25 protein-coding genes are annotated in these 24,072 nt (G+C 66.0%); 17 read left to right on the top strand and 8 right to left on the bottom strand.

Annotated elements, in window-relative coordinates:
* Window positions 1-6: 6 nt before the first annotated feature.
* Genes AC1RM7_RS23025 through AC1RM7_RS23005 form a run of 5 tightly spaced genes read right to left on the bottom strand, consistent with a single transcriptional unit; the run spans window position 7 to window position 4,599 of the window.
* Entirely contained in the window at window positions 7-909 is a 903-nt protein-coding gene (locus AC1RM7_RS23025; protein ID WP_137901542.1) for a hypothetical protein, read from the bottom strand.
* Entirely contained in the window at window positions 906-3,317 is a 2,412-nt protein-coding gene (locus tag AC1RM7_RS23020; RefSeq protein ID WP_137901541.1) for a VirB4 family type IV secretion/conjugal transfer ATPase, read from the bottom strand. The genes AC1RM7_RS23025 and AC1RM7_RS23020 overlap by 4 nt, the downstream gene beginning before the upstream one ends.
* 7 nt (window positions 3,318-3,324) lie before the next feature.
* Window positions 3,325-3,621: a VirB3 family type IV secretion system protein gene (locus AC1RM7_RS23015; protein ID WP_006023716.1), complete on the bottom strand. Its 297-nt coding sequence runs from the start codon at window positions 3,619-3,621 to the stop codon at window positions 3,325-3,327.
* Window positions 3,618-3,920, bottom strand: a complete 303-nt coding sequence (locus AC1RM7_RS23010; RefSeq protein WP_006023715.1) for a TrbC/VirB2 family type IV secretion system protein — start codon at window positions 3,918-3,920, stop codon at window positions 3,618-3,620. The genes AC1RM7_RS23015 and AC1RM7_RS23010 overlap by 4 nt, the downstream gene beginning before the upstream one ends.
* Window positions 3,921-3,933: 13 nt before the next feature.
* Window positions 3,934-4,599, bottom strand: a complete 666-nt coding sequence (locus tag AC1RM7_RS23005) for a lytic transglycosylase domain-containing protein (RefSeq protein ID WP_441931908.1) — start codon at window positions 4,597-4,599, stop codon at window positions 3,934-3,936.
* Between the two features lie 133 nt (window positions 4,600-4,732).
* Between AC1RM7_RS23005 and AC1RM7_RS23000 the strand changes: the two genes are divergently transcribed.
* Genes AC1RM7_RS23000 through AC1RM7_RS22965 form a run of 8 tightly spaced genes read left to right on the top strand, consistent with a single transcriptional unit; the run spans window position 4,733 to window position 9,161 of the window.
* Window positions 4,733-5,224 carry a hypothetical protein gene (locus AC1RM7_RS23000; RefSeq protein WP_137901539.1) on the top strand — a complete coding sequence of 164 codons (492 nt, stop codon included), beginning with the start codon at window positions 4,733-4,735 and terminating at the stop codon, window positions 5,222-5,224.
* A gap of 1 nt (window position 5,225) precedes the next feature.
* Window positions 5,226-5,828: a thermonuclease family protein gene (locus tag AC1RM7_RS22995; RefSeq protein WP_393986239.1), complete on the top strand. Its 603-nt coding sequence runs from the start codon at window positions 5,226-5,228 to the stop codon at window positions 5,826-5,828.
* Between the two features lie 26 nt (window positions 5,829-5,854).
* The gene (locus AC1RM7_RS22990) at window positions 5,855-6,193 is read left to right on the top strand and encodes a single-stranded DNA-binding protein (protein WP_137901537.1); all 339 of its coding nucleotides are present in this window, start codon (window positions 5,855-5,857) and stop codon (window positions 6,191-6,193) included.
* Between the two features lie 4 nt (window positions 6,194-6,197).
* Window positions 6,198-6,767 carry a thermonuclease family protein gene (locus AC1RM7_RS22985; RefSeq protein WP_393986238.1) on the top strand — a complete coding sequence of 190 codons (570 nt, stop codon included), beginning with the start codon at window positions 6,198-6,200 and terminating at the stop codon, window positions 6,765-6,767.
* Window positions 6,764-7,315 (top strand): hypothetical protein, encoded by a 552-nt coding sequence (locus tag AC1RM7_RS22980; protein WP_137901535.1) that lies wholly within the window; start codon window positions 6,764-6,766, stop codon window positions 7,313-7,315. The genes AC1RM7_RS22985 and AC1RM7_RS22980 overlap by 4 nt, the downstream gene beginning before the upstream one ends.
* An 11-nt stretch (window positions 7,316-7,326) precedes the next feature.
* A complete protein-coding gene (locus AC1RM7_RS22975; RefSeq protein ID WP_492839523.1) occupies window positions 7,327-7,983 on the top strand; it encodes a hypothetical protein in 657 nt (218 codons plus the stop codon).
* A gap of 15 nt (window positions 7,984-7,998) precedes the next feature.
* Complete coding sequence (locus AC1RM7_RS22970) at window positions 7,999-8,475, top strand: hypothetical protein (RefSeq protein WP_492839525.1); 477 nt, start codon at window positions 7,999-8,001, stop codon at window positions 8,473-8,475.
* A complete protein-coding gene (locus AC1RM7_RS22965) occupies window positions 8,472-9,161 on the top strand; it encodes an acyltransferase (protein ID WP_137901532.1) in 690 nt (229 codons plus the stop codon). The genes AC1RM7_RS22970 and AC1RM7_RS22965 overlap by 4 nt, the downstream gene beginning before the upstream one ends.
* A gap of 12 nt (window positions 9,162-9,173) precedes the next feature.
* Here the strand turns inward: AC1RM7_RS22965 and AC1RM7_RS22960 are convergent, their stop codons facing one another.
* The 3 genes from AC1RM7_RS22960 to AC1RM7_RS22950 all read right to left on the bottom strand — a co-directional run bounded on the left by AC1RM7_RS22960 (window position 9,174) and on the right by AC1RM7_RS22950 (window position 10,751).
* Window positions 9,174-9,419: a hypothetical protein gene (locus AC1RM7_RS22960; RefSeq protein WP_024921636.1), complete on the bottom strand. Its 246-nt coding sequence runs from the start codon at window positions 9,417-9,419 to the stop codon at window positions 9,174-9,176.
* Between the two features lie 27 nt (window positions 9,420-9,446).
* A complete protein-coding gene (locus tag AC1RM7_RS22955; protein ID WP_137901531.1) occupies window positions 9,447-10,070 on the bottom strand; it encodes an acyl-homoserine-lactone synthase in 624 nt (207 codons plus the stop codon).
* Window positions 10,071-10,439: 369 nt separating this feature from the next.
* Window positions 10,440-10,751 (bottom strand): transcriptional repressor TraM, encoded by a 312-nt coding sequence (locus AC1RM7_RS22950; RefSeq protein WP_081758552.1) that lies wholly within the window; start codon window positions 10,749-10,751, stop codon window positions 10,440-10,442.
* 765 nt (window positions 10,752-11,516) lie between these two features.
* On the opposite strand from AC1RM7_RS22950, the gene AC1RM7_RS22945 reads away from it, so the two are divergent.
* The 9 genes from AC1RM7_RS22945 (at window position 11,517) to AC1RM7_RS22905 (ending at window position 23,726) form a co-directional block, all read left to right on the top strand.
* Window positions 11,517-12,440, top strand: coding sequence for a DUF3991 and toprim domain-containing protein (locus tag AC1RM7_RS22945; RefSeq protein WP_137901607.1), 924 nt, complete (start codon window positions 11,517-11,519; stop codon window positions 12,438-12,440).
* Window positions 12,441-12,646: 206 nt separating this feature from the next.
* Entirely contained in the window at window positions 12,647-13,036 is a 390-nt protein-coding gene (locus tag AC1RM7_RS22940; protein WP_137901530.1) for a hypothetical protein, read from the top strand.
* Between the two features lie 73 nt (window positions 13,037-13,109).
* Window positions 13,110-13,877 carry a hypothetical protein gene (locus AC1RM7_RS22935; protein WP_393986235.1) on the top strand — a complete coding sequence of 256 codons (768 nt, stop codon included), beginning with the start codon at window positions 13,110-13,112 and terminating at the stop codon, window positions 13,875-13,877.
* Window positions 13,878-14,051: 174 nt separating this feature from the next.
* Window positions 14,052-14,657 (top strand): DUF1419 domain-containing protein, encoded by a 606-nt coding sequence (locus AC1RM7_RS22930; protein ID WP_393986234.1) that lies wholly within the window; start codon window positions 14,052-14,054, stop codon window positions 14,655-14,657.
* A gap of 170 nt (window positions 14,658-14,827) precedes the next feature.
* On the top strand, window positions 14,828-19,924 hold the full coding sequence (locus tag AC1RM7_RS22925; protein WP_393986233.1) for a helicase-like domain-containing protein: 5,097 nt from the start codon (window positions 14,828-14,830) through the stop codon (window positions 19,922-19,924).
* A 270-nt stretch (window positions 19,925-20,194) separates the two neighbouring features.
* Window positions 20,195-21,868: a ParB/RepB/Spo0J family partition protein gene (locus tag AC1RM7_RS22920; RefSeq protein ID WP_137902069.1), complete on the top strand. Its 1,674-nt coding sequence runs from the start codon at window positions 20,195-20,197 to the stop codon at window positions 21,866-21,868.
* Between the two features lie 87 nt (window positions 21,869-21,955).
* Window positions 21,956-22,432, top strand: a complete 477-nt coding sequence (locus tag AC1RM7_RS22915; protein WP_137902070.1) for a UCP036055 family protein — start codon at window positions 21,956-21,958, stop codon at window positions 22,430-22,432.
* On the top strand, window positions 22,429-23,319 hold the full coding sequence (locus tag AC1RM7_RS22910) for a DUF7007 domain-containing protein (protein ID WP_393986232.1): 891 nt from the start codon (window positions 22,429-22,431) through the stop codon (window positions 23,317-23,319). The genes AC1RM7_RS22915 and AC1RM7_RS22910 overlap by 4 nt, the downstream gene beginning before the upstream one ends.
* Window positions 23,316-23,726 (top strand): hypothetical protein, encoded by a 411-nt coding sequence (locus AC1RM7_RS22905; RefSeq protein WP_137902072.1) that lies wholly within the window; start codon window positions 23,316-23,318, stop codon window positions 23,724-23,726. Before AC1RM7_RS22910 ends, AC1RM7_RS22905 begins: the two co-directional genes overlap by 4 nt.
* Window positions 23,727-24,072: the final 346 nt, after the last annotated feature.

The following is a 24,072-nucleotide window of genomic DNA, read 5'->3' as shown; positions in this document are numbered from 1 at the left end:
TCCTCCCTAGCGGGTGTCGTTGTTGATCGCGGCCAGCGCCGCGGCGACGTCGGCCACGGTCAAGCCGGGCCCGGTCGAAGCGCCGTCGTTCGTCGGTGTGCCTTGCGCCTGTGCGAGGTAAAAGATGACGTTGCCGTCGGTGTCGACGTAGCGGGCGCTGACGCATCCAGGGTCGGGGTTCGTGCCCGGCGGTGTGGTCGAGCATCCCGTCGGCGTCCGGCAAGGGTCAGTCGGCGAGCCGGTCCCGATCATGCCCACGGGACAGACCGGACCGGAGGCGGGCCGTCCTCCCGTCACCGTCGCCGCCCGCATGCCCCCGGCCGCCCGGCTCATGTCGCTCGTTCTGGCGAGGTTGAGCGCGTTCAGGGCGGTGACCCAAAGGTTCGTCGAATCGATGACGCCGTTCCAGGCAAGGTTGTTCTGCAGCCGCCCCGCGCTGTTCATGTCCATCGCCGCCATCACGGTCGAGCCCGTGCCGACCTGCTGGCCCGCGACCTGAAACCCTGACTGCGCGGCGCCAAGCGTCGAGCGACTGGCATCGAGACCGGCAACCACATTGCCGCTCGACTGAAACAATGTCTGGCTGTTCAACGCGCCGCCTTGCGCCCCAGGATCGGGAGCGGCGGGCATGTCCGGCGCATAGGAGCGAATGGCCTGGCTGCCGGCGCCCGCCTGCGGCTTCACGGTCGGATCGGTGACGTTGGCCTTCTTGCCCGTGGTCACCGCGCATTTGACGCCGCTATTGGCGTCCTTGCGCTGCGTCGTCACCGGTACGAGTTTGACCGTCGTGCTGGCTGTCAGCGAATGTTGGCTGAGCTGTGCTGCGTCGTCGACCGGGATGGCCGCGTGCGCCTGGGTGGCCAAAGCCGCCGCCGCCGCCGCGGCGAGACTGATCAGGATGGTCTTCATGAAGGGTCTCTCCCCAGGAAGATCGGCAGCCACACCGCTGGATCGTCGCCAACGCGCGCGCGCAGCGCGTCGAGCTCCGCCACGGTCTCGGTCCGACCGGACAGCACCTTGATAAGGTCGGGCATGCTCGACAGGTTCAGCCGGGCCACGACGCTGTCCCGGCCGTGCTTGATCAGGAAGGACCGACTTTCGGGGACGGTGCTGCGAATCCAGTCGACCTCGCGGCCCGAAAGGCGGAAAGCCTGACGATAGCTCTCGTCGTCGGCTTTGGGATTCGGAAAGAAGATGTTGGTGCTGGTCTGCTCGATCAGCGTGTTGGACGCGCGTGAGCGGACGATATCGGCCGCAGATTGCGTGCCGAAGCCGATGATGCCGTTCTGCTTGCGGATCGTCTTCAGCTTATCGCGGATGAAGAAGGCAAAGACCTCGTCGTCGAGCAGCCGCCAGCCTTCATCAAGAAAGATCATCACCGGATCGCCCGTGAGCAACTCCTCGGTGCGGTGGAAGATGTACATGAGCGCGGCGGTGCGGATGACGGGATCGTCGAGGACCCGCGTCATGTCGAAGCCGAAGATGCTCGAAATCGAGAACTGGTCCTCATCGTTGTTGAACAGCCAGCCCCGCTGATCCGGCCGCATCCAGCTTTCCAAGCGCGCGAGGAGATCCCCCTCCCCCGCCCGGATGCGACCGCGCAGCAAGGTCGAGAACGCCTTCAGCGTCCGCCCGTCCGGACCCGCTGAAAGCGCCGCTGCGATTGCGTTTCGGATCACCTGCTCTTCGGAAGCGCTGAGATCGCCGCCCTTGGCCGGACGCAGCATGAAGGCGAACAGCTGGTACAGAAACTCGCGGTTCGCTGCCGAGTCGGGCAGCGACAGCGGATTGAACCCGGTGGGCTCGCCGGGAATGAGCGCTTCATATTGACCGCCGAGAGCGCGAATAAAGATCTCAGCGCCACGATCCTTGTCGACGAAGACGAGTTTGGGGCGCGGCTGGATGCGCTGCGTCTGCGCCGCGATGAACGATAGAAACACGGTCTTGCCCGAACCGGTCGGCCCGACGACGGTGAAGTTGCCGATGTCACGAACGTGGTGATTGTAATAGTAGGCCGTCTGCGACGTTGTCTCGAAGACCGAGATTGCGGGGCCCCAGTGGTTGCCGTCGGGGCGCCCGCTCGGATAGTTGTGCAGCGAGGCGAAGCCGGCGAAGTTTTTCGACGAGATCACAGCCTTGCGGGCGATATAGGCGAAATTGCCCGGCAGCTGCGACCAGAACGCCGGTTCGCAATTGAGGTCTTCGCGCACCCAGATCACCGACCGATCCGTCAGCGCGGCACCGGCCGCTGTCACGGCCGCGCCTACCTCGGCGAGATCGCGGCCGAGGCACATCACCGTCATGTGGTGCTCGCCATAGATCGCCTCGGAAGCCAGCAATTCGTCCCGGGCCTCGTCAAGATGCTCCGCGACGATCGAACCGGCCTCGTCGGACATATCGACTTGCCGCGACACGCGATCGATCTGCTTGGCGGCGACCGGCCGATCGACGATGGCGAAGGTCTGGGTGGCGATAAATTCGTGCGGCACCCGCAGGAGATTGTCGAACGAACCGGGACCACTTTGCGCCGGATATTCGCGGATCGAGATCATCGCGCCGAAGCGCGTGTCGTCGCGGCTGGCGCCGCGGATCTCGATGGCGTTGCGGCCGAAGAAGAGACGCTTCGTCGAGAGCGCGTCCGCAAGGTCCATGCGGGGCAGATGCATCGGCCGCGGTAGGCCGCCGTTCACGATCTGCACGAGGAATTCCAGCGGCTCGGAGAACCAGATGCCGTCGCGCCGGACCACGCCGAGTTGCCGCGCGCCATAGGCGGCCAGGTTCTCGCGAACCGCCGTCGCGGCATCGCGCAGCTCGTTGAGGGCGGTCTGAATGGCCACCGACTCGCCGGCCTCGTCCTTGCGGCCGAGAGCCTTCGTCATCAGGACGTCGAAGGTTCCGGCCTGGCCCTGGAGCGGCCGGCGCACGATCGTGAGATAGATGTCGTTGACGAACATTCGACGCTTCGACAGGGAGGCGTCGTAGCGCTCGTCGATCTCGCGGCACAACGCGTTGTCGAAGGTCGACGCGATCCGTGGTTGCACCTCGCGCCGGATGATGTGCGCGGCGAGCGCGAAGCGCGAGTTGGCGAGTGTGCGGACGATGTCGTTGCGGCCGAGCAGACGGGCGTTGACCTCGCTCATGTCGGATGTCTCGAACGAGTAGCCGTCGAGCTTCAACACCGTGAGGAGCAGGCCGTCTCGCGTCTTGAGGATGTGATCGTCGACGTGGCGGGTATAGGGAATGTGCGACGCCACCGGTCGCTCACGGCGGGACACGGCGCCGAAGGTGAGCTCGTCGAGAAGGGCGCGGGCGACCATGGCAGCCTCACGGGGCGTAGCTGTCGGCGCCCCAGAAGGAGCGCGAGCGGGGCGGACATCTTGTCGAGCGGACGAACAGGATCTCGAAGATACGGTCGTCGCGAAGAGTCATCACGTAGCCGAACAGATGGAGCGGAATCGCGACCAGCAGCATGAAGAGATTGTGGGTGACAAGGAAGCACACGCTCGAGACCACGCCGTTGAACATGAAGTACATATACGGCACGCCCATCAGCGTCGGCGCGCGAGTGAGGGCTTTGACCAGCGGGGTGATAAGCGGATCATCGAGCTCGGCTTCGGTCATTGGCCGACCGCCGACTGGAAGAATTGGACGATTTGCGCCGAGCCGAACACCAGAACGATGCCGAAAATGACGCTACCGGCGATGCCCCACGTCAGACGGCCGGACCAGGCGAACAGACCGCACGCGATGACGGCCAGTGTCGCCAGCGCGGTGGCGATCGGGCCTGTCAAAGCCTGAACCAACTGCGTGAGCGTGGATTGCACGGGTTGCAGCGTCCCGCCCGACTGTGCCGCGGCGTCGACGACGCTGAGCGCCACAAGGCTCAGAGCGAGGGGCGTGCGCGAAATCCATCGAGTCATCTAGTCCTCCCTGTCAATCGACGTGCATGACGAAACCATCGTTCCAATGCCTTCCGGCTTGGGGACGCGCCGCATCGGGCCGCGTGGCGAGTTCGACGACGTCAGGCTGGGCGGACGCGAGAGCGCCAGCGCCGCGAGGATCCGGCCAGCTGTAGAAATCGTTGATGACTTGGGCGACGAACCGGACGGTCTCGGGATAGGGAGGAACACCACGGCTCTTGGCGACGGCTTCCTCGCCGGCGTTGTAGGCGGCGAGGATAAAGAACGGGTTCTTGTATTTGTCTTGGAGGCTGCGCAGGAAGCGGATGCCGCCGCGCACGTTATCGGCGGGGCTGCAGAGGTCGACGTTGAAGCGCTGCGCGGTCTGCGGAAGCAGCTGCATCAGGCCGAACGCCCCCTTTCCGGAGAGCGCCATCGAGTTGTACTGGCTTTCGCTCTTCGCCACCGACTGAGCGAATTCGGGCGAGAACTTCTCCTCTGTGGCGATGCGTGCCACCAGCGCTCGCGCGTCGTCGGGCGCCATCGCCTTCGCGCCGCCGCACGGCCGCGCCGCTTCATTCGCGTCGAGGCGGAATCGCGGCGTGTCCAGTGGAATGACGCGGCCGGAGGCATCGACGGTCGCGAGGTGCGAAACGTTCGCTGCGTCCTGAGCGTTTGCGCCGGCGCAGGCCACCATCATCCCCAATCCGATCGCCGCGATTCGCTTTGACATGCCCCTAGGCTCTCCACTTTTCAATAGACAATATATTAGATGTTGTTACCTTGGCAACAGGTTAGTGAATGACGTCCCCAGCTCGATCCGGAGGGATGGAATGAAACGCTGCTCAGTCCTGCTGGCCGGCCTCAGCCTCGGCCTCGTGCAACCCGCCCCACCTGCGGCGGCGCAGGACGCTTCGTTCGGGTGTAAGGTCTTGCTGTGCGCGGCGGCCAGCAATCCGGGATGGTCCAGCATCCCCTACTGCGTGCCGGTCATGCAGGAATTGTTTCGCCGGCTCGCCCGCGGCGGCGGCTGGCCGACCTGTTCTGAAGGGCATGCCAGCGGCCCGGGCTATGAGCCTTACGAAGCCTGTCCGGTAGGCCTAACACCGGTCGCAGGCTTGCCGGGCGGAGAAACATCGCCATCCGCCAGCGGAGAGTTGTGCGCCGATCTGTCCAAGCCCGAGCGCGTGTGCTCAGGAAGCGATGGCGGTTGCACGACGACCTATCCGACGACGCCGCGCCAGCGCCGCAGCGAGCCCTACTACGTCGACATCAGCTCGGCCAACGGCGTGCAGCGCTTCTATTTCTCGCTGCAGGGCTACTAGAATGGGCCGGGCATGGCTGATGGCCACGATTCTGGCCCTGCCACTCACCGCAACAATGGTGACGGCGCAATCCGCGTCGCCCTGGTTTCCAGTTCCAGCGGACGCCATCTATCTGACAGGCGACAGCTGGTCGGCCGGCGACGTGACCTATCGTCTTTATGGCGTCCAGGCCTGCCTGCGTGACACGAGCTTCACCAACGGCCACGGCCTCAAGCGCGACTGCGGCGAGGCTTCGCTCGCCATGCTTGTCGCACTGGTTCGCGATCTCAGACCGCAGTGCTACGACGCGGCCGAATCGCCGCAGCTGCGAACCGTCTTCGTGTTCTGCCTGGCCAGCCCGAGCAAGGGCGCCGCGGCGGGCTCACGCATCGATCTCGGCACAGCTCTGATTTCAACCGGCTTCGCCTTCGCCGCGCTCAAACCGGACGGCCAGCCGGTTCACGCGCCGTACTTCGTGGCCCAGCTCGTAGCCCAGAGATCCAAGGCGGGATTGTGGGCGTTCGCCGACCTCCCCGATCCGAACGCGATCATTCTGCGCGCCCTGCGGCAGGCTTCGCCTGCTCCCGCGTCCGGGATGCCAGGAGCAAACCCAGCGACCCCATAGGATCAACGTCAGCACGAGGAGCGACCATGCGAACCACAAATCTCTTCATCGTCCGTGGCTTTGTCGGGCAGGCGCCGAAGGCGTTTAACAAAGCCGCCAAGGTCCACATCGCGACCGACCGCGGGTGGACTGACGCCAAGGGCGAGCGGCACGAGGAGACCGACTGGGTAACGGTCAGCATCCTCAATGAAAAAGCCGCGGCCTGGGTCATCGCCAATGTCGCGAAAGGCGATCCGGTCTATGCCGAATGCCGCATCGCCGACGGCTCCTACAAGAAGGACGGCGAGACGATCTATACGACCGACATCATCGCCAACGTCTTCCACAAGCTCGATCTCGGTGCGCGCGACGATGCCGCGGCGTGACACCGTGTTTCTCGCCATCTCGCTCCTGGCGACCGCGACGACAACCGAGGCTGGCGCGCAGCCGGCCGATCGGAACGAGGGCATTTACGCGCCGCAGCTGCCGCTTCAATCGCCGCCGCTGCGGGTCGAGGTCATCGATGGGGTGCGGTTCCGCGATATCGAGACGGGCGCGGCCTACCGGCTCTACGGCATTGATACCTGCGCGCCGGAGCAGACCGCGCGCTTGGGCAGGCAGCGCTGGCCGTGCGGCACGATGGCGACATCGTGGCTCGTCACGGCGACCCTCAACGCCTGGCTCGCCTGCAGGACATTGCGGGACGAGGCGTCAGAGCACCTGGTGCGGTGCGCCACGGCGGGCCATCCCGACATCGCTGCCGATATGTTGCGCGCCGGCATCGCCGTAGCGCTCCCCGGAACGGACAGGGACCCGGCGATCCGTGCCTACGTCCAAGCCGAGCAGGACGCGCGCAAAGCCTATCGGGGGCTCTGGTCGAGCACATTCCAGATGCCCTGGGAGTGGCGTGCCAAACGCCCGGCCGCGCCGCCGCTCGCCCGGTTCGAGACAACGCCATGAGCCGTATCGCCGTCGTTCTCTCTCTTCCCATCATGCTCGTGCTGTCAGCCTGCGCCGCGCCGCAGCCATGGCCGGTGACGGACTATGGGCCGCCCGCGCGCGAACCGATGTACACGCCCGCCGCCGTCAAGCCCGGCCGTCTGGAATATGCCCCCGATCGGTCGACGTTTGCCCCCATCCTTACCGAGCGTTTTCCCTATCCGACCCAGCCGGAGGCGAACGCGGCCTATCGTCGGCTTCTCGCCGGCTCTGCCAGGGAAGGCAACTTCCCCGCATCGGTGTGGCTGTTCGGGTGCAAGCCGGGCGCGCTGGACGAACAAACCGCCCGTGTGATCCGCTACCGTGGTCCCGTCGTCCATTGCGCGACGGATTTTCTGGACGGCAGTGGCCGTCGCCTTCGCCGCGAAGCGGTAAATTTCTATTACTACGGCGACGTCTGGAACATGCAGCCCGTCTACCCGCCGCGCAGCGTGGTGCCATGGCGCAATCGGGAGCGTTCGCCGAAGGATTTCTGGCGGTGGCTGCCCGGCCGCGACCGCTACGAATAGCAGGCGGCACAATGAGCGCGGCAAGGCAGTTGAGTCATTATATTAGATGTTGTATTAAAGGTACATCGCCGGCCTTTCGCAGCTCTGCCATTTTTGTCCTGGCGATTGAGATCGCAGGGATGATGAACACCCAAGCCCGCGCGCAAACGGTGACGCCCGATCCGGGGACGTGGCGACCGATGGCATATGCGGATCTTCAGCTGCCCTCTCGCGCGACCGCCACCTACACCGACATCTGGAAGGACGCGATCGAACGCAACAACCAAGGCTATCGGCAGCGTGGGGATCATCGCTTCGCGGGCGGCAATGCGCCCGTCACCGAAGCCCATTTCGTCATCTGGAGCCGCGGTCGTTCCGTTGTCCTCAGTATCCTCAACACGGCGATTGGATGCACGATCAAGACCGCGGTGCCGCAGGCGCGTGCGACGGTGAAGCTCTGCCCCATGCGGATTGCGATTTACGAGGGGATCCAGGTGCGCACTCTCGAGGGCGGCCGCGCTTGCTTCCTTGAGCTTGAGCCAGGCGCATCGCCTGATCCGACGGTGTCCGCGGCCTATGCATCCTACGACGTTCCGAACCGGACGTTGAAGACGGGCATGATCGTCAACCATAAGGCTGTCGACGGCTGCTCGCTGGATGTGCCGCTGAACCGCCGCGACGCGGATTGAGGAGAACAATAGAAAATGCACTCTCGGATGATCTGTCTGCTTGCTGCGACCGCCCTTGTCGGCGCGGTGCCAGCAGCCGCGGCCGACGCGGCTTTCAGATACAAGACCTCGTATCGCAACGTGACCCAGGACCCCGACAAGGTCTGGACGGGTGATGCGCTCGCGGCCGGCTCGTCCGGCACCGTGACCATTCACGAATATGAATTGCGCACGCCGCGCGGCGACTTCTTGATCTCGCAGATTTGGAACGACGACTGCACATCCGGCACCTGCCCTACCCGCCTTGTGCGCGTCGCCCCCCATCAGCAGCCGACCGTCCTGGTCAACGATATGATGCATCAGATCGTGCCTCCTGATGATCCGCGCTTCGCCGCGATGGCCGCCGACCAGGCGCAGGCGGCGTTCGCACAGCGTCCCTTCGCGTTGACCGACGACGGGAAGACGCTCGTCAACGGCGATTTCACCTTTGCGATTCCGGAGGGCAAGCCATGACAGCGCGCGCCGTTCGCGGCATCCTGGCCGATGCGGGTCTCCTGCTGTGTCTGTCGGGGGCGGCAGCGTTCGCCGGAGAATCAGCCGCCAATCTTACTGCGGCGGGCATCCCGTCGAACTGTGCGGATTTCGCTGCGAAAGTGTCCAGCAGCGAAGGAAATTTCGGCACCACAAATCAGTTCGGCTGCCTCGGAGCATTCCAATTTTGCCCCGGCACCTTCGAACGCTATTACAGCGGCAGCGCGCAAAGCTTTCTCAACGACCCCTCCGCCCAAGTCGCCGCCTGGACCCGGTACGAACAGAATGAGTGGTCGAAGGCGCAGAGTAACGGCATGACCTCGCTGATCGGACAGCAGGTATGTTACGGCGGCCGCTGCGCCACGATCGACCAATCTTCCATCCTCATGGCCTGCCAGTTCGGCTGCGGCCAGCGCGGGAAGCTCGCAAACTACGCTGCGAGCGGCGATTGCAATGCCCGCAACGTCAAGGATGGCAACGGGGTAAGCGTATGCAGCTACCTCATCCGCGGCGCCGGATATGACGCCTCCTGCTTCACCGGAGACCAGTCGGCGGTTTGCCAGCAGACGCCGACCGGGCCGGGCGATTTTCCGACCTCGACCGGTATAGCCGCCAATCCGCCACCGCCATCGACAGCGTCGATCATCGTCAATCCGACAGACGTCTAGGTACCGCCCAAATCAGTTTTTCTCGGAAGGGTCGCGGATGATCCAGGGAGCAAAATAATTGAGTTCCTCCTCGGTCGACGAACAGAGATCTCCGCCACGATAATGAGCATGAACCAGGGCCCAAAACACAACCTCGTCGGAGCGCCCGGCGAACAGAGCTTTTTGCAAGGTGCGACCGATCAGCGTCACTGCCCGCGAATGTTCATAGCGGGCGTGAAGTTCGTGAGCGATGATCTTGGTATCCGCAGTTCTTATCATAGAATAACTCCATGCTGATACGGACCATCAGGCAACTGACGGCCAGTTAGACATCGGCAGCACCGACTCGTTGGAGCCTCGCGCGGCCCGGATTGTTTCAAGGGTCTCGCGGTTGAAGGACATGCGCAGGGCAACAACTTCGTCGCGGCCAATACGCTGGGGAAAACCGAGTGATCGGACGAAGAACCGCAATTGCATCGCGATTAGCATCAACCGCCAGTCGATCGCGACCGTGACTGTGTCAACCTGATGCTCAATGCCCCATTCGACGACGCCTTGGGCGAGTTCGAGAAAGGGACTGTCACCTCGCGGTCGGTGTTCGCGATAGCTACGCGCAACGCTGAAGCGTGTCCACTCGAACACATGTTCGCCGCGTGGCGGCGTGTGCCGGCACAGATCCGTCAACACATCGCTCAATAAATGCGGGCGAGTGGTTGGTAACAGCCGCTGATAGCCGACGATCTCCTCGTCGCGCAGACAGATGTGATGGATTGCATGCCGATCGTCGAATCGATCGCGCTCGCGACCGCCCGGCTGGCGCAGTTCCTCCCAGCCCTTTTCTTCGACAAAAATTGAATGCCGAAACCGAAAGGCGCGGTCCATCAATGTCTCGTATCGACCGACGTCCGAGCCTGGAATGACCATCAGCATGAAATGCACCTCGACCAGATGACAGAGCCGAGTTGGTCATGTCCATCGCCAGCGCGGTATGGGCACAAAGGTCCATTGCAATCAGACTAGCGCGCGCGTTGTCCGTTCTTGGAGATATTTCAATAAGTGAAAAAACGAAACGCCTATTAGTACGGCAACTCTTCGGCGGACTTAGCTCAGGTGCGATCGCGGCGACACTATCATCGCTATAAAGGTCGCCAGGTCATCTGCCTTTGTTCTTGATCCGCTTCTGGTCGTGCTAAGATTTTGACCCTGAAACCCGCCGAATAAACACGGCGCTAGCCAATAACGCTACGCCGGGGCATCGCAAAACCAGATTTTGCACCACGGCCCGGTTCTTTGCGCCAATCAATTTTTTCGTCTTCGCGGAACCGCTCCACAAGACGCGTGAAGAGGAAGCGAGGTTTTTGCCCCTGACGGCATGTAGCCCAATTCGTCGCAGCGTTCCCGAAAAGTCATCCGCCGCCGCTCCTTTTGCGCCTCGGCCAATTCGCACTGAATGCCGTGCTCTTCGTCGGTGAGACCCTCGGGGCGGCAGACCGAGCAGGTGCCGAGGTGAAAAACCCGTTCCCACTCCACCAACGCCTGCACATAGGCGCGATGAGCCTCAATCGTGCGCGATTCAAGAGAAGTGCGCCCTCGCGCCTTGGCCCTGATCACTCGATCCTCCGTGGGGAGGTGCCTGCGGTACGCCCCCGCAAACGAACCCTCTCTGACTCTTGGTGATCGGGGAGTTCGAAACCGTGCTAGACGGCCCTGTGGCCTTTAGTTCGGGTGAACCTGTTGCATACGCCACAGGCTCCCCGACCATAAGGTCAAGGAGTGCGGTGCCGTGTCGGCCGGCACCAACCGCTAGCAGGGGTTTCGACGCCCCAGGGCAGCGCGTACTGCCCCACTCGACTCATAACCGTTCGTTCGCTCGGCTTCTAGATCAATTTCGGTAAACCATCGATTGCCAGGCAAGGAGCGCTCGCGTCGTCCGATGAGTCTGAAGCTTGAATTCGTCGATTGTGTGTGATCTCCGTCGCCGCCGCTGGCGAGCGAGGGCGAATATAGGCCGCGGACCTACCGCGTTCGCCGACTTCGTCACCACACCAGACGCCCGTTCGCTCGCCTCCACCCAAAAGGCCGCCGGGCTTCGCTGATCTCGGCTTCTCATTCCGCATGCCAATTCCGACCAGAGCGCAGGTTGCCGGCAAAGTACGTGGTGCCCGTTTTGTCGAATTGGTGATCGATGCCGCTGGCGCGTTGCTGGATGCAAGGGAGGCTTCGCCGCGGTCGAGATCTCGGGCCGCGACGGCTTGCCAGCGCGCCCTTGCATCCGGCACGCTTCGCGGCAGACGGGCGCCGTGCCCTCGGGATAAGGCGAGGCAGGTCAACCGAAGAAGGGACCGGGGTATGTGCGATGCGCGCCCGGTGAAGGCGATGGAGAAAAGGGAAATCGAAGAACTGCGAAGCAAGGTCGGTTGCGCCGCGCTGCTTCAACAGGACGGCTGGAAAATCGATCTAAAGGAGAGCACGCGGCGCGCCGTGAAATTCCGCCGCGATGCCAATATCATTATCGTCATTCACAACGATCGCGGCTGGTTTGACCCGTTGTCGACCGCGAAAGGCGACGTGTTTGATCTCGCCGAGCATCTCGGTGCGCAGGGCTTTCCCGAAGCCTGCGCATGGGTCGCGTCCCTGGTCGGGTTCGTGCCCACCCCGCTCGCGTGGCAGCGCGAGGTCCGGTCCTCCCCGCTTAGCTCCATCGCCGACCGCTGGGCGCGTCGGAGTCTGCCGCGGTCAGGCTCGGCGACCTGGCGCTATCTCACCGAGACACGCGGGCTTCCCGATACGATCGTCGCCGTGGCGGTCGGCCAAGGCATGGTCCGCGAGGGGCCGCATGGCAGCATGTGGGCGGCTCATCGCAGCGAGAACGGCATCGTGGTCGGCTGGGAGGAGCGCGGCCCCCAATGGCGCGGATATGCGACCGGCGGGGCCAAAGAGCTGTTCCGGCTCGGCCCGTCGGCCGCCGCGCGCGTCTGCATCACTGAAGCGGCGATCGATGCCATGAGTCTCGCCGCGATCCAGGTCATGCGGCACGATACGCTCTACGTCAGCACCGGCGGCGGCTGGTCTCCTGCAAGTGAGGATTCGATCCGCCGCTTGGCGGCACGACCGAACACGCATCTCGTCGCGGCGACCGACAACAATCGCCAGGGTGATGTCTATGCCGAGCGCGTCCAGGCGATCGCGGCCCAGACGAGCGCGACCTATGCACGCGCGCGACCGCGCGCCGGCGATTGGAACGAGGACCTGAACTTGCTGCTCGCCCGGCTCGCTGAGCCGCTTGCGGCCGCCGGCTGACGACCCGCTCTCAACCCTACCGCTCGAAGGGTCGACGAAGCGGGCAAGAGGGTATCGGCGGAAAGAGGGAATGGCGTCGCTGCCGCATGCCCGGCCGGCGCGTCAAGGGGGGCTTCGCCCGCTTGGCCAGCGGCCCTTGACCCGCCGGACCGGAGAGGCGGCCGCCCCGAGGGTGTCTTCAACACCCGAAGGGAAGGACGACTCCGATGCCCATCTTCACGATCGAAACCACCTATCGCCTGCCGGTCTATCGGCAGCGCAATTACGAGGCGGAGAGCCTCGCCGAGGCCTGCCGGCTCGCCGTCGAGGACGACGACTGGGACAACGAGAAGCACGACTACGAGACCGCCGGCGAGACCTATGTCACCGGCGTCTGGGAAGGCCGCGATAGCGCCTATAGGGGCCCGTCCGTGCCGGTCCCATCGCACTATCGCGAGACCGTGCAGCGCAAGGCCGATCACTTCGAGGTGCTGCTCGGCCTGGTGAAGGTGCTGAGCGGCGCCGAGGCGTCGGATCGCGCCTATTGGCAGGACCGCGCCGTGTCCGCGATCGCCAAGGCCGAAGCCATCCTCGCCGGCGCCCGCGATCCGGACTGATCCGGCGCCGGCATCCACCATCCCCGCAATCACGCCCGGCCCTGCCGGGCTTTGTCATTTTCAGGAGGCCGACATGGCCAGCTACTTCGTGCCGACCGTCTTGCAGACGACGATTTCCAACCCCGACATGACGCCGCTCGAGCGGCTCGTGCTCTCGCACATCTTCGAGGCCGAGCCTGACGGCGACGGGCTCTATTTCTTCGCCGAGGAAAGCCCCGCCGAGTGCATCGAGGTCGACCCAGCCGAGCTGCGCGCCGCGCACCGGGATTCGGCCGGCGTCGACTGCGTTCTCGACTCCATCGCCGCAGAGCGCCTGGCGGAGACCGCCGATGCCGACACCCACATCGAGCTCGACCTATCCATGACGTCATGGGCGACGATCTTCCAGGACATCGTGCGGCGATCGCCAACGCTCGGGGAAATCGTCGTGACGTCGGCGTTCACCTGCTCGCGGATGCGTCCGGACGGATTCGGCGGCATGGCCACCCTCATCACCGCCGACGCGATCCGATCCTGCGCGACCGACGAGATGATCACGCAATTCCGCGACGAAGCCGCCGCGGCGGCCGCGCCGCCCAGTCATGTGCTCCTGCGTTTCGACGAAGCCGAAGTGCGCACGATGATCGGCGAGGTCATCGCCTATGACGGTGCGCTGACGCGCCTGTCGCCGGATGCGGTGAGCGACGACGACATCCACGCCGCGAGCCTCGCCGCCGTGGCCGCCACGGATCTCGCGGAGGAACGAGGCTCGGCGCTCTTCAAGGCCGCGCTCGGCGCGATCGGCAATGCCGAGCGGCGTCTCGCGGAGGAGGAAAAAGAAGGGAGGAAAGAAGAGGAATGAAGGCGCGATGCCGCATGCCCGGCCGGCGCGTCAAGGGAGGCTTCGCCCGCGTGCCGCGGCCCTTGACCCGCCGGACCGGAGAGGCGGCCCGCGGGAAGGCGTGATGAAGGGCTGAAATGATGAGGGATCAGGCGATCGCTCGCGCTTCGGCCCGCAAGGCTGAAAGGAGCCACCATGCACGCCGTCCCGACAATCCGCAAGGTCTTCCAGGGCGTCGCCACGCGCCATGAGATGTACCGCATGTTCAACCGCCATCGCGGCGATCCCGCCTATGGCGCAGGTGAATGCGCACAGCTCTTCGCTGGAGAGTGGTTCGAGATCGCCGAAGCCGAGCACGACTACATGCTCGAGATCCTGCCGCCGCTGTTCATGCGCGCCGATCTGTTCGCGCTGCGCGAGTTCATGACGGACAGCGTGACCAGCATCTTCTTCGCGCTTGTCATCGACGGTCGCCTTCGCTGGTTTCACGGCTATTGCGACCTCTCCGACCGCGCGTCGCCCGACCGGATGAAGGCCGCGATCATCGAGCGCGAGTCGCGGCCGGTCCGCGCCATGACGCGCGAAGAACGGCTCGAGCACATCTGGTCGAGCACGCATGACGACTATCGCGGCTATGCCGGCGAACGCTGGCCCGCCGCCATGCGCGGCCGCCGCACCATGCTCGTCTATGCCGGCCGGCACGGCACCGTGCTGAAGCTGCTCGACGAGCTCAGCGACGCCGAGATCGCGGCGAAGCTGCCGGTTCAGCTCCGGCATCTGCCCGAGACGATCGCGGCTTAGCCCCGCGCCGCCACCCTCGACCTGCGAACAGCCCGGCCGCGCGCCGGGCTCCGCATTTCCGCAGCCGGCCGCTCGCGCCGGCCCCTCCCGTCAATCCCGCAACGCCGCCCCGTCCGCCGCGCTCCGCGTCGGCGGCGCGGTCGCGCGCGCCCAGCAAAAGGACTTTCCCAATGGCGCAGGACGACCCCTTCACCCTCGACCTCTTCGGAAACACGGCGCTGTCGTCGGGCCTCGGCCTCGGCGTCACCGCCTTCGCCGCCGACATCACCGGCGATGACGATCCCGACGACGATCCGCCGCCGCTGTCCCCTGCGGCGCCGGCGGCCGCACCGGCGCGGCCCGCTCGATCCGGTTCACGCAATCGGGGCGCCAATTTTCATCTCGCCGGCGACCGCGGCCTCGCGAGGGGCTGGAAGCAGCGCGCCCGCGACAGCATCGTGGCGGTGCGCCTCGCCGCAGAGATCGAGGCCGCTGAACGGCCCGCCACCCGCGATGAGCAGGAGCGGCTGATCCGCTTCACCGGCTTCGGCGCCTCCGAGCTCGCCAATGGCGTCTTCCGCCACCCGGGCGAGACCGCCTTCGCGAAAGGCTGGGACGAGATCGGCGCCGAGCTGCAGGATGCCGTCGACGATGCCGACTACGCCTCGCTGGCGCGCTGCACGCAGTATGCCCATTTCACGCCGGAGTTCATCGTCCGCGCCATCTGGGCGGGCGTGCAGCGGTTCGGCTGGCGTGGCGGCCGCGTGCTCGAGCCTGGCATCGGCACCGGCCTGTTTCCCGCGCTCATGCCGGAGGAGCTGCGTGACCTCAGCCATGTCACCGGCGTTGAGCTCGATCCCGTCACCGCGCGTATCGCCCGACTTCTGCAGCCGCGCGCGCGGATCGTCACCGGCGACTTCGCGCGCACGGAGCTGCCGGCGCGGTTCGATCTTGTCGTCGGCAACCCGCCGTTCTCCAATCGCACCGTGCGCTCGGATCGCGCGCTGCGCTCCCTCGGCCTGCGCCTCCACGACTATTTCATCGTCAAGGCTATCCGGCTGCTGAAGCCGGGCGCGCTCGCGGCCTTCGTCACCTCGCACGGCACGATGGACAAGGCCGATAGCGGCGCGCGCGAGGAGATCGCGAAGCACGCCGATCTCATCGGCGCGATCCGCCTGCCCGAGGGCAGCTTCCGCGCCGACGCCGGCACCGACGTCGTGGTCGACGTGCTGTTCTTCCGCCGGCGCAAGCATGGCGAAGCGGAGGGCGACCTCTCCTGGCTCGATCTCGATGAGGTGCGCGCCGCGACCGCGGACGAGGGCGCCATCCGCGTCAATCGCTGGTTCGCCCGCCATACCGACATGGTGCTCGGCGCACACGCGCTGACCTCCGGTCCGTTCGGCGAGACCTACACTTGCCTACCCAATGCCGGCGCGGATCTCGAATCCGCGCTCGCCGCTGCGATCACTTCTCTTCCGGATGACCACTATGACGGCGAGCCGGAGCCGGTCGACTTCGATGCGGAGGACGAGGCGCCCTCAGCGCAGGCGGCCGGCGGCGGAAGCCATACGGCGCGGGAGGGGAGCTACCTCCTCGATACCCGCCACGGCCTGATGCAGGTCCTCGACGGCAGTCCCGTCGCCGTCACCATCCGCAAGGGCCGCAGCGCCGACGGGATTCCGGAAAAGCACGTCCGGATTATCAGCAAGCTGATCCCGATCCGCGAGGCCGTGCGCGAGGTCCTGAAATGCCAGGAGTTCGACCGGCCGTGGAAGGACGCGCAGGTCAGGCTGCGGATCGCCTGGTCGAATTTCGTGCGCAGCTTCGGTCCGATCAACACGACCGTCGTCTCCACGATCGAGGACCCGGAAGCCGGCGAGGTGCGGGAGACGCATCGCCGTCCGAATCTACAGCCCTTCCTCGACGATCCCGATTGCTGGCTCGTGGCCTCGATCGAGGATTACGACCTCGAATCCGACACAGCGCGTCCCGGCCCGATCTTCACCGAGCGCGTGATCGCGCCGCCGGCGCCGCCCGTCATCACCAGCGCGGTCGACGCGCTGGCCGTCGTGCTCAACGAGCGCGGCCATGTCGATCCCGACCACATCGCGGAGCTGCTGCATCGCGATGTCGAGGACGTGATCGCCGAGCTCGGCAGCGCCATCTTCCGCGATCCGTCGGACGGCTCCTGGCAGAGCGCCGACGCCTATCTCTCCGGCGCGGTCCGCTCAAAGCTCGTCGCGGCCGAGGCCGCGGTAGCTCTCGATCCAGCCTACGAGCGCAATGTCGCGGCGCTGCGCGATGTGCAGCCCGCCGATCTCAGGCCCTCGGACATCACGGCGCGGCTCGGCGCGCCGTGGATTCCGGCCGACGACATCATCGCCTTCGTCAAGGAGACGATGGGCGCGGACATCAAGATCCACCACATGCCGGAACTGGCCTCGTGGACGGTCGAGGCCCGCCAGCTCGGCTGGATCGCCGCCGGCACGTCGGAATGGGGCACCGAGCGGCGGCACGCCGGCCAGCTTCTCTCCGACGCGCTCAATTCGTCCGTGCCGCAGATCTTCGACACGATCAAAGACGGCGACAGCGAGCGCCGCGTCCTCAACGTCGTCGACACCGAGGCGGCGAAAGAGAAGCTGCAGAAGATCAAGACCGCGTTCCAGACCTGGATCTGGACCGACCCCGATCGCACCGATCGGCTGGCGCGGGTCTATAACGACCGCTTCAACAACATCGTGCCGCGCGCCTTCGACGGCTCGCATCTGAAGCTGCCGGGCGCATCCGGCGCCTTCGTGCTCTACGATCACCAGAAGCGCGGCATCTGGCGCATCATCGCCGCGGGCGCGACCTACCTCGCCCACGCCGTCGGCGCCGGCAAAACCATGACGATGGCGGCCGCCATCATGGAGCAGCGCCGGCTTGGCCTGATCGCCAAGGCGATGCTTGTGGTGCCCGGTCATTGCCTGGCGCAGGCCGCGCGCGAATTTCTGGCGCTCTATCCGAACGCCCGCATCCTCGTCGCCGACGAGACCAACTTCAGCAAGGACAAGCGGCAGCGCTTCTCATCGCGGGCGGCGACCGCGACCTGGGACGCGATCATCATCACGCACTCGGCCTTCCGCTTCATCGGCGTGCCGTCGGCTTTCGAGCAGCAGATGATCCAGGACGAGCTGGAGCTCTACGAGACGCTGTTGACCAAGGTCGAAAGCGACGATCGCGTCTCGCGCAAGCGCCTCGAACGGCTGAAGGAGGGTCTGAAAGAGCGCCTGGAGTCGCTCGCCACGCGCAAGGATGATCTCCTCACCATCTCGGAGATCGGCGTCGACCAGATCATCGTCGACGAGGCGCAGGAATTCCGCAAGCTGTCCTTCGCCACGAATATGTCGACGCTGAAGGGCGTCGATCCCAACGGCTCGCAGCGTGCCTGGGACCTCTATGTGAAGTCCCGATTCATCGAAACGAAGAATCCCGGCCGCGCGCTCGTGCTGGCGTCTGGCACGCCGATCACCAACACGCTCGGCGAGATGTATTCGGTGCAGCGCTATCTCGGCTACGCCGCCCTCCGCGAGCGGGGCTTGCACGAGTTCGACGCCTGGGCCTCAACCTTCGGCGACGTCTCGACCGAGCTCGAGCTTCAGCCCTCCGGCAGATACAAGCCGGTCACGCGCTTCGCGACCTTCGTCAATGTCCCCGAGCTGATCGCCATGTTCCGGTCCTTCGCCGACGTGGTCATGGCGGAGGACCTGCGCCGATACGTGAAGATTCCGGCGATCTCGACCGGCAAGCGCCAGATCATGACGGCGAAGCCGACGGCCGCCTTCAAGCGTTACCAGGTCCAGCTCGATGCGCGCATCAAGGCGATCGAGATGCGCGACCGTCCGCCGGAGCCAGGCGACGACATCCTGCTCTCCGTCATCACCGACGGCCGCCATGCCGCGATCGACCTTCGCCTTGTCGATCCGGACAATGACGACGAGGCGGACAACAAGCTGAACCTGATGATCGGCAATGCGCTGCGCATCTGGCGGGAAACGGCCGACAACGCCTATGTGCGTGCCGACGGCAAGCCCTATGAGCTGCCCGGCGCCGCGCAGATGATCTTCTCCGATCTCGGGACCATTTCCGTGGAGAAGAGCCGCGGCTTCTCGGCCTATCGCTGGATCAGGGACGAGCTGATCCGCATGGGCGTGCCGGCGTCCGAGATCGCCTTCATGCAGGACTACAAGAAGTCGGAGGCGAAGCAGCGCCTGTTCGGCGACGTGCGCGCCGGCAAGGTTCGCTTCCTGATCGGCTCCTCCGATACGATGGGCACCGGCGTCAACGCGCAGCTCCGCCTGAAGGCGCTGCATCACCTCGACGTGCCCTGGCTCCCCTCGCAGATCGCCCAGCGCGAGGGGCGGATCGAGCGCCAGGGCAATCAGCACGACGTCATCGACGTCTTCGCCTATGCGACCGAAGGCTCACTCGACGCCACGATGTGGCAGAACAATGAGCGCAAGGCACGCTTCATCGCGGCCGCGCTTTCGGGCGACACCTCGATCCGCCGTCTGGAGGACCTCGGCGAAGGCCAGGCCAACCAGTTCGCGATGGCGAAGGCGATCGCATCGGGCGACCAGCGTCTGATGCTCAAAGCCGGGCTCGAAGCCGACATCGCGCGGCTCGAACGGCTCCGCGCCGCGCATATCGACGATCAGCATGCGGTGCGCCGCCAGCTCCGCGACGCCGAGCGCGACATCGAATTCTGCACCCGTCGCATCGCCGAGATCGGCGAGGATATTGAGCGCCTCACACCGACGAGCGGCGAGGCCTTCGCGGCGACGATCGCCGGCAAGCGCCATGTCGAGCGCAAGGACGCCGGCCGCGCGCTGATGAAGGAAATCCTGACCCTCGTCCAGCTTCAGCAGGAGGGCGAGAGCATCATCGCGTCGATCGGCGGCTTCGACCTCGAATATTCCGGCGAGCGCTTCGGCCGCGACGGCTATCGCTATAGCACCATGCTGCTCCGCACCGGATCGGAATACGAGATCGAGCTGCCCGTCACGGTCACGCCGCTCGGCGCGATCTCGCGTCTCGAGCACGCGCTCGACGATTTCGAAGGCGAGCGCGAGCGCTACCGCCAGCGCCTCGCCGATGCCCGCCGCAGGCTCGCCTCTTACCAGTCGCGCGACAACGGCAATTTCGCCTTCGCCGGTGAGCTGGCGGAAAAGCGCCGGCAATTGGCGGAGGTGGAAGAAGCCTTGGCAAGCGATGTCGAGGGTGGCGGCGAGCAGGCCGCCGCGGCGTGAGGAAAAGGATGATGAGAAAGGCCCGCTCGCAGATCGGCCAGGCCGGCAACGCTTGAGCTCAACCGCCGCCTGCGCGAGCCCGGCCCGTCGTCCTTCGCAGGGCTGTTAGCCCCGCTCGTCCGGCCGTGCAGGGCCGCTCGTCCGGCCGTGCAGGGCTGCTCGGCCGCAGTTGTGCCGGCCCGACCGCTCCGCGGGCCGGGGGGTGTCTTCGGAAAGAAGACGAGGAAGGGCCGCGAGGCGCGGTCCGCCAACCCCGAAAAGGAGCATCCCATGTATCTCTTGAAAGTCGATCCGCGCGCGCTCGTCGAGAATCCCGACCATTCGCGCCAGACCAAGTCGACGCCGCAGGCCGACGCGCTGTTGCTGGCGTCGATCAAGGCCGTCGGCATCGTGCAGCCGCCCGTCGTGTCGCAGCAGGCCGATGGCGGCAACGGCTTCCTCATCAACGCCGGCCGGCGCCGCGTGCGCCTCGCCATCGCCGCGGGCCTCGAGGAAATCGACGTGCTCGTCGACGATGCCGCGAACGACAACGGCGCCATGCGCTCCTTTGTCGAGAACATCGCGCGCGAGCCGCTGAACCCGGTCGATCAGTGGCGCGCCATCGAACGCCTTGTCGCGCTCGGCTGGACGGAAGAGGCGATCGGCGTCGCCCTTACGCTGCCGGTGCGACAGGTCAGGAAGCTCCGCCTGCTCGCAAATGTGCTGCCAGCGATGCTCGATCATATGGCCAAGGGCGACATGCCCGACGAGCGCCAGCTCCGCACGATCGCGTCGGCCTCGCCCGACGAGCAGAAGGAGGTCTGGAAGAAGCACAAGCCGTCCAAGGCCGATCCGCAGGTGTCGTGGTGGAGCGTCGCGCAGGCGCTGACCAAGGCCCGCATGTACGCACGTCATGCGAGCTTCGGCGACGACCTGGCGCAGGCCTACGGCATCCAGTGGGTCGAGGACTTGTTCGCGCCGGCCGACGAGGACAGCCGCTACACCACGGACGTCGAGGCCTTCCTCGGCGCCCAGCAGGAGTGGATGGCGGCGAACCTGCCCAAGAAGGGCATCATCGCCGAAGCGACGAACTATGGCGAGGTCAAGCTGCCGCCGAAGGCGGAGCGGGTCTATGGCAAGCCGTCGAAGAGCGATTGCACGGCCATGTATCTCGACCGTGACGGCCGGGTGCAGACGGTGCATTACCGCATGCCCGCGGCAAAGAAGCCGAAGGGCAAGGGCGCGTCCGCCGCCAATGATGCGGCAGATGAGACCGGCGCGATCTCCAAGCCGCGTCCCGACGTGACGCGCAAGGGCGTCGAGATGGTCGGCGACTTCCGCACCGACGCGCTGCACGAGGCGCTCGCCCGTGCGCCGATCGAGGATGACGCGCTGATGGCGCTGCTGATCCTCGCCTTTGCCGGTCAGAACGTCTCCGTCGCGTCCGCCGCCAGCGGGGCCTATTACGGCAATCGCCGGATCGCTCGCCATGCGGTGAACCTGTTCGATCAGGACGGCCAGCTCGTCCTCGACATGGATACGCTCCGCGTCGCGGCACGGTCGATCCTCGCCGAGGTGCTGTCGTGCCGGGAGAACCGTACTGACAGCGGCATCGTCGCGCGCGTCGCCGGCGATGTCGTCGGCGCCGACAACTTCCTGCCGAACATGGGCAGTGACGACTTCCTGTCGTGCCTGTCGCGCGGCGCTCTGGAGGGCTCGTGCAAGGATACGCCGGTCCTGCCGCGCCAGAAGGTGAAGGACACGCGGGCTGCCTTGGTCGAGCACTTCAAGGACGGCCGCTTCGTCCATCCGGCCGCGTTGTTCGCGCCGGACAAGACCGCGCTCCTGAGCTGGATCGCATCGAACGCCGTCGCCGAAGACGACGAGTCCGACGAGCCGATCGACGACAGCGAGGATGGCGGCGAAGCCGCTGACGACGAGGCCTTCCGCGAAGCCGCGGAATAGCGCCGGCCTTCTCCTCTCCCGAACGACCGCCGCCGCCGGCCCATGCCGGCGGCGGCTTCATTTCCACCATCCGCAAAGGAGGACATCATGTCCGCACAGTTGATCTATGACCTCGCGCTGCTTGGCTCGATCATTCGCTTCTCCGACGGTGCGCCGCGCCCGCCGGAACGCCATCGCAGGAAGCTCTCCGCCTGGGAGAACAGCAACAGCGGCGGTCGCCTCATCCGCAAGCAGGCCGAGCGCCGCGTCGGCAATACCGTCATTGGCGCAAGCATCACCTTGCATGCCGGCGACTATGGCAGCGCCGGCGTCGTGGTGCTCCGCGTCCACCGGACGTTTTCGGTCGACAGCAGCCTGACGTTCGTCGTGACCGAACGACCGAAGGTCGGTTCGGTCCAGGTGCTCGACCGGCCGGGCGACGACGGCGAGCTGGTCTATCTCGCCAGCCATCGCGCCGACGCGCAGGAATGGCTGACGCGGCATGGTTATCCGAACGCCGTCCTGCGCGAGATCTCGGCCGACGAGGTCGCCGCCGCCGTCGTGGAGGGGAGGACGGCCGCATGAGCACGACCGCACCCTCCACCACGATGATCGCGGATTCTGCGGCCGCATTTCCGCCGATCGCGTTCGGTCGCACGGCAGACGGCATTCTGGTCGCCCGTGTCGCCGACACGGCCTTCGCGATGCTGCCGGCGCGCGACGGCCGGCACTATCTCACCACCGGCTGGCGCATCGGCCGGCCGATGGCCGAATGGAAGCGCTCCGACTTCTACGGTCATGCCGGCGAGCTCGCCGACGAGGCGGCCTTCCGCGCCAAGGTCGCGGAAAACGCGGAGCATCAGCGCGAGAAGCGCGCGCTCGGCCGCCGCGAGATCGGCTCCACGGCGAACACGCCGTGGGGCGCCTCGCAGGGCGCGACCGTCTATGCCGAGGGCGTGGTCTGTCATTCGACGGCCGGCCACGGCGGTTTCCACCTCTCGGCCGAGCGTAATCGCAAGGTCCATTCTATGCTGCGGTCGCGCGGCGGCTGGTACGAGGAAGATGCAGGCTGGGCGATCGTCGCGCTCACCTTCCCGCATCTCTTCACCAGTTTTGAGCGGCGCTGCGCCGAGCGCACGATCAAGGATAGCTGGCCGGACGCCTGGGAAGCGATCTTCGGCACGATCCTCCAGCCCGGTGAGTCCCTTGAAAAAGATCGCCGCGCCTTCGAGCGGCGGCACGTCGACGACTGGATCGTCGTGTCGGCGATCACATCGGATCAGCAGCCGGGCTCCGTCGAAGTCGTCGCCACGCCCGGGGGACGCCGCGGCGCAGGCACCGAGGAACGGCGCTTCCTCGTGCCGTCCGGCGAGTACCAGGTCGGACGCTTCGGCTTCGTCGTCGATGAGGCGCGTCATCGGGACTATTCCGGCCCGTCCAGCTTCATCGGCTGGCAGGGGAGGGCGCGATGACACCTTCCCCGCAACGCATCGCGCAGCTTTCGCGCATGGAGGAGGCGCGCCGCCAGACGCAGCGCCAGCTCGACATGATCGACCGGCAGATCATCCGTCGCATGACGGCGCTGATTCCACAGCTAGGTCGCAAGCGTGTCGGATATCGCCGCGGCAAGCCCGCCGATCCGAGCGCGTTCCTCGAGCGCTACCGCTCGAACCTCGCGGCCATCACGGCCGAGCGCCAGCCGGAGATCGACGCCCTGTCGCGTAAGCTCGCCCGGCAGGATGCGGCGATCGAGGCATTGCGCGAACGCTGCGGCGCCGGGCCATGCGGGTTAAGGCCGGCACAGCCGGCAGACGCCGCCGCTGTCGAGGATGGCAGGCGCGCTTGTCGACCGGGAGAGCAGCGCGGCGGTCTGATCTAGCCGCATCGAGCGTCGCCGCCAGGCGCATGCGGACGGCGGAGCGTGGCGTGAGCGTGGTGATCGGTGTGCCCAGGTCCGTCCTTTCCGGCATCGCCAACCCGGCCCGCACCCTGTCGGCCCTCCCCTCGGGTTTGCTGCGGTCTGCGCCCCCGGCGGTCCGCTTCAAGACCAAGCCGCAAGCGGCCGGAGCCCGCCGATCTCGGCAAGGCCCGGCCGCGGCCTGCGCAGGGCTTTAGCCCCGCTTGTCCGCAACCGGACCTCGCTCGCCTGGCGGCCCCCGGGTCTTGAAGCGGCCCTCGTGCCGGCGGCGCCGGGCGACCGCACCCGAAGGGGGTCCGGCAGGGGC

It is taken from the genome of Afipia sp. GW822-FHT03D08, assembly GCF_058801645.1.
Note: the sequence above shows the minus strand (reverse complement) of the source record. Positions and strands in the feature narration are given on the sequence as shown.

Bases quoted from the DNA above. Each gene is read 5' to 3' on its own strand.
- AC1RM7_RS23025 (WP_137901542.1), bottom strand. From the start codon at position 909: ATGAAGACCATCCTGATCAGTCTCGCCGCGGCGGCGGCGGCGGCTTTG.
- AC1RM7_RS23020 (WP_137901541.1), bottom strand. From the start codon at position 3,317: ATGGTCGCCCGCGCCCTTCTCGACGAGCTCACCTTCGGCGCCGTGTCC.
- AC1RM7_RS23015 (WP_006023716.1), bottom strand. From the start codon at position 3,621: ATGACCGAAGCCGAGCTCGATGATCCGCTTATCACCCCGCTGGTCAAA.
- AC1RM7_RS23010 (WP_006023715.1), bottom strand. From the start codon at position 3,920: ATGACTCGATGGATTTCGCGCACGCCCCTCGCTCTGAGCCTTGTGGCG.
- AC1RM7_RS23005 (WP_441931908.1), bottom strand. From the start codon at position 4,599: ATGATGGTGGCCTGCGCCGGCGCAAACGCTCAGGACGCAGCGAACGTT.
- AC1RM7_RS23000 (WP_137901539.1), top strand. From the start codon at position 4,733: ATGAAACGCTGCTCAGTCCTGCTGGCCGGCCTCAGCCTCGGCCTCGTG.
- AC1RM7_RS22995 (WP_393986239.1), top strand. From the start codon at position 5,226: ATGGGCCGGGCATGGCTGATGGCCACGATTCTGGCCCTGCCACTCACC.
- AC1RM7_RS22990 (WP_137901537.1), top strand. From the start codon at position 5,855: ATGCGAACCACAAATCTCTTCATCGTCCGTGGCTTTGTCGGGCAGGCG.
- AC1RM7_RS22980 (WP_137901535.1), top strand. From the start codon at position 6,764: ATGAGCCGTATCGCCGTCGTTCTCTCTCTTCCCATCATGCTCGTGCTG.
- AC1RM7_RS22975 (WP_492839523.1), top strand. From the start codon at position 7,327: ATGAGCGCGGCAAGGCAGTTGAGTCATTATATTAGATGTTGTATTAAA.
- AC1RM7_RS22970 (WP_492839525.1), top strand. From the start codon at position 7,999: ATGCACTCTCGGATGATCTGTCTGCTTGCTGCGACCGCCCTTGTCGGC.
- AC1RM7_RS22965 (WP_137901532.1), top strand. From the start codon at position 8,472: ATGACAGCGCGCGCCGTTCGCGGCATCCTGGCCGATGCGGGTCTCCTG.
- AC1RM7_RS22960 (WP_024921636.1), bottom strand. From the start codon at position 9,419: ATGATAAGAACTGCGGATACCAAGATCATCGCTCACGAACTTCACGCC.
- AC1RM7_RS22955 (WP_137901531.1), bottom strand. From the start codon at position 10,070: ATGCTGATGGTCATTCCAGGCTCGGACGTCGGTCGATACGAGACATTG.
- AC1RM7_RS22945 (WP_137901607.1), top strand. From the start codon at position 11,517: ATGGAGAAAAGGGAAATCGAAGAACTGCGAAGCAAGGTCGGTTGCGCC.
- AC1RM7_RS22940 (WP_137901530.1), top strand. From the start codon at position 12,647: ATGCCCATCTTCACGATCGAAACCACCTATCGCCTGCCGGTCTATCGG.
- AC1RM7_RS22935 (WP_393986235.1), top strand. From the start codon at position 13,110: ATGGCCAGCTACTTCGTGCCGACCGTCTTGCAGACGACGATTTCCAAC.
- AC1RM7_RS22930 (WP_393986234.1), top strand. From the start codon at position 14,052: ATGCACGCCGTCCCGACAATCCGCAAGGTCTTCCAGGGCGTCGCCACG.
- AC1RM7_RS22925 (WP_393986233.1), top strand. From the start codon at position 14,828: ATGGCGCAGGACGACCCCTTCACCCTCGACCTCTTCGGAAACACGGCG.
- AC1RM7_RS22920 (WP_137902069.1), top strand. From the start codon at position 20,195: ATGTATCTCTTGAAAGTCGATCCGCGCGCGCTCGTCGAGAATCCCGAC.
- AC1RM7_RS22915 (WP_137902070.1), top strand. From the start codon at position 21,956: ATGTCCGCACAGTTGATCTATGACCTCGCGCTGCTTGGCTCGATCATT.
- AC1RM7_RS22910 (WP_393986232.1), top strand. From the start codon at position 22,429: ATGAGCACGACCGCACCCTCCACCACGATGATCGCGGATTCTGCGGCC.
- AC1RM7_RS22905 (WP_137902072.1), top strand. From the start codon at position 23,316: ATGACACCTTCCCCGCAACGCATCGCGCAGCTTTCGCGCATGGAGGAG.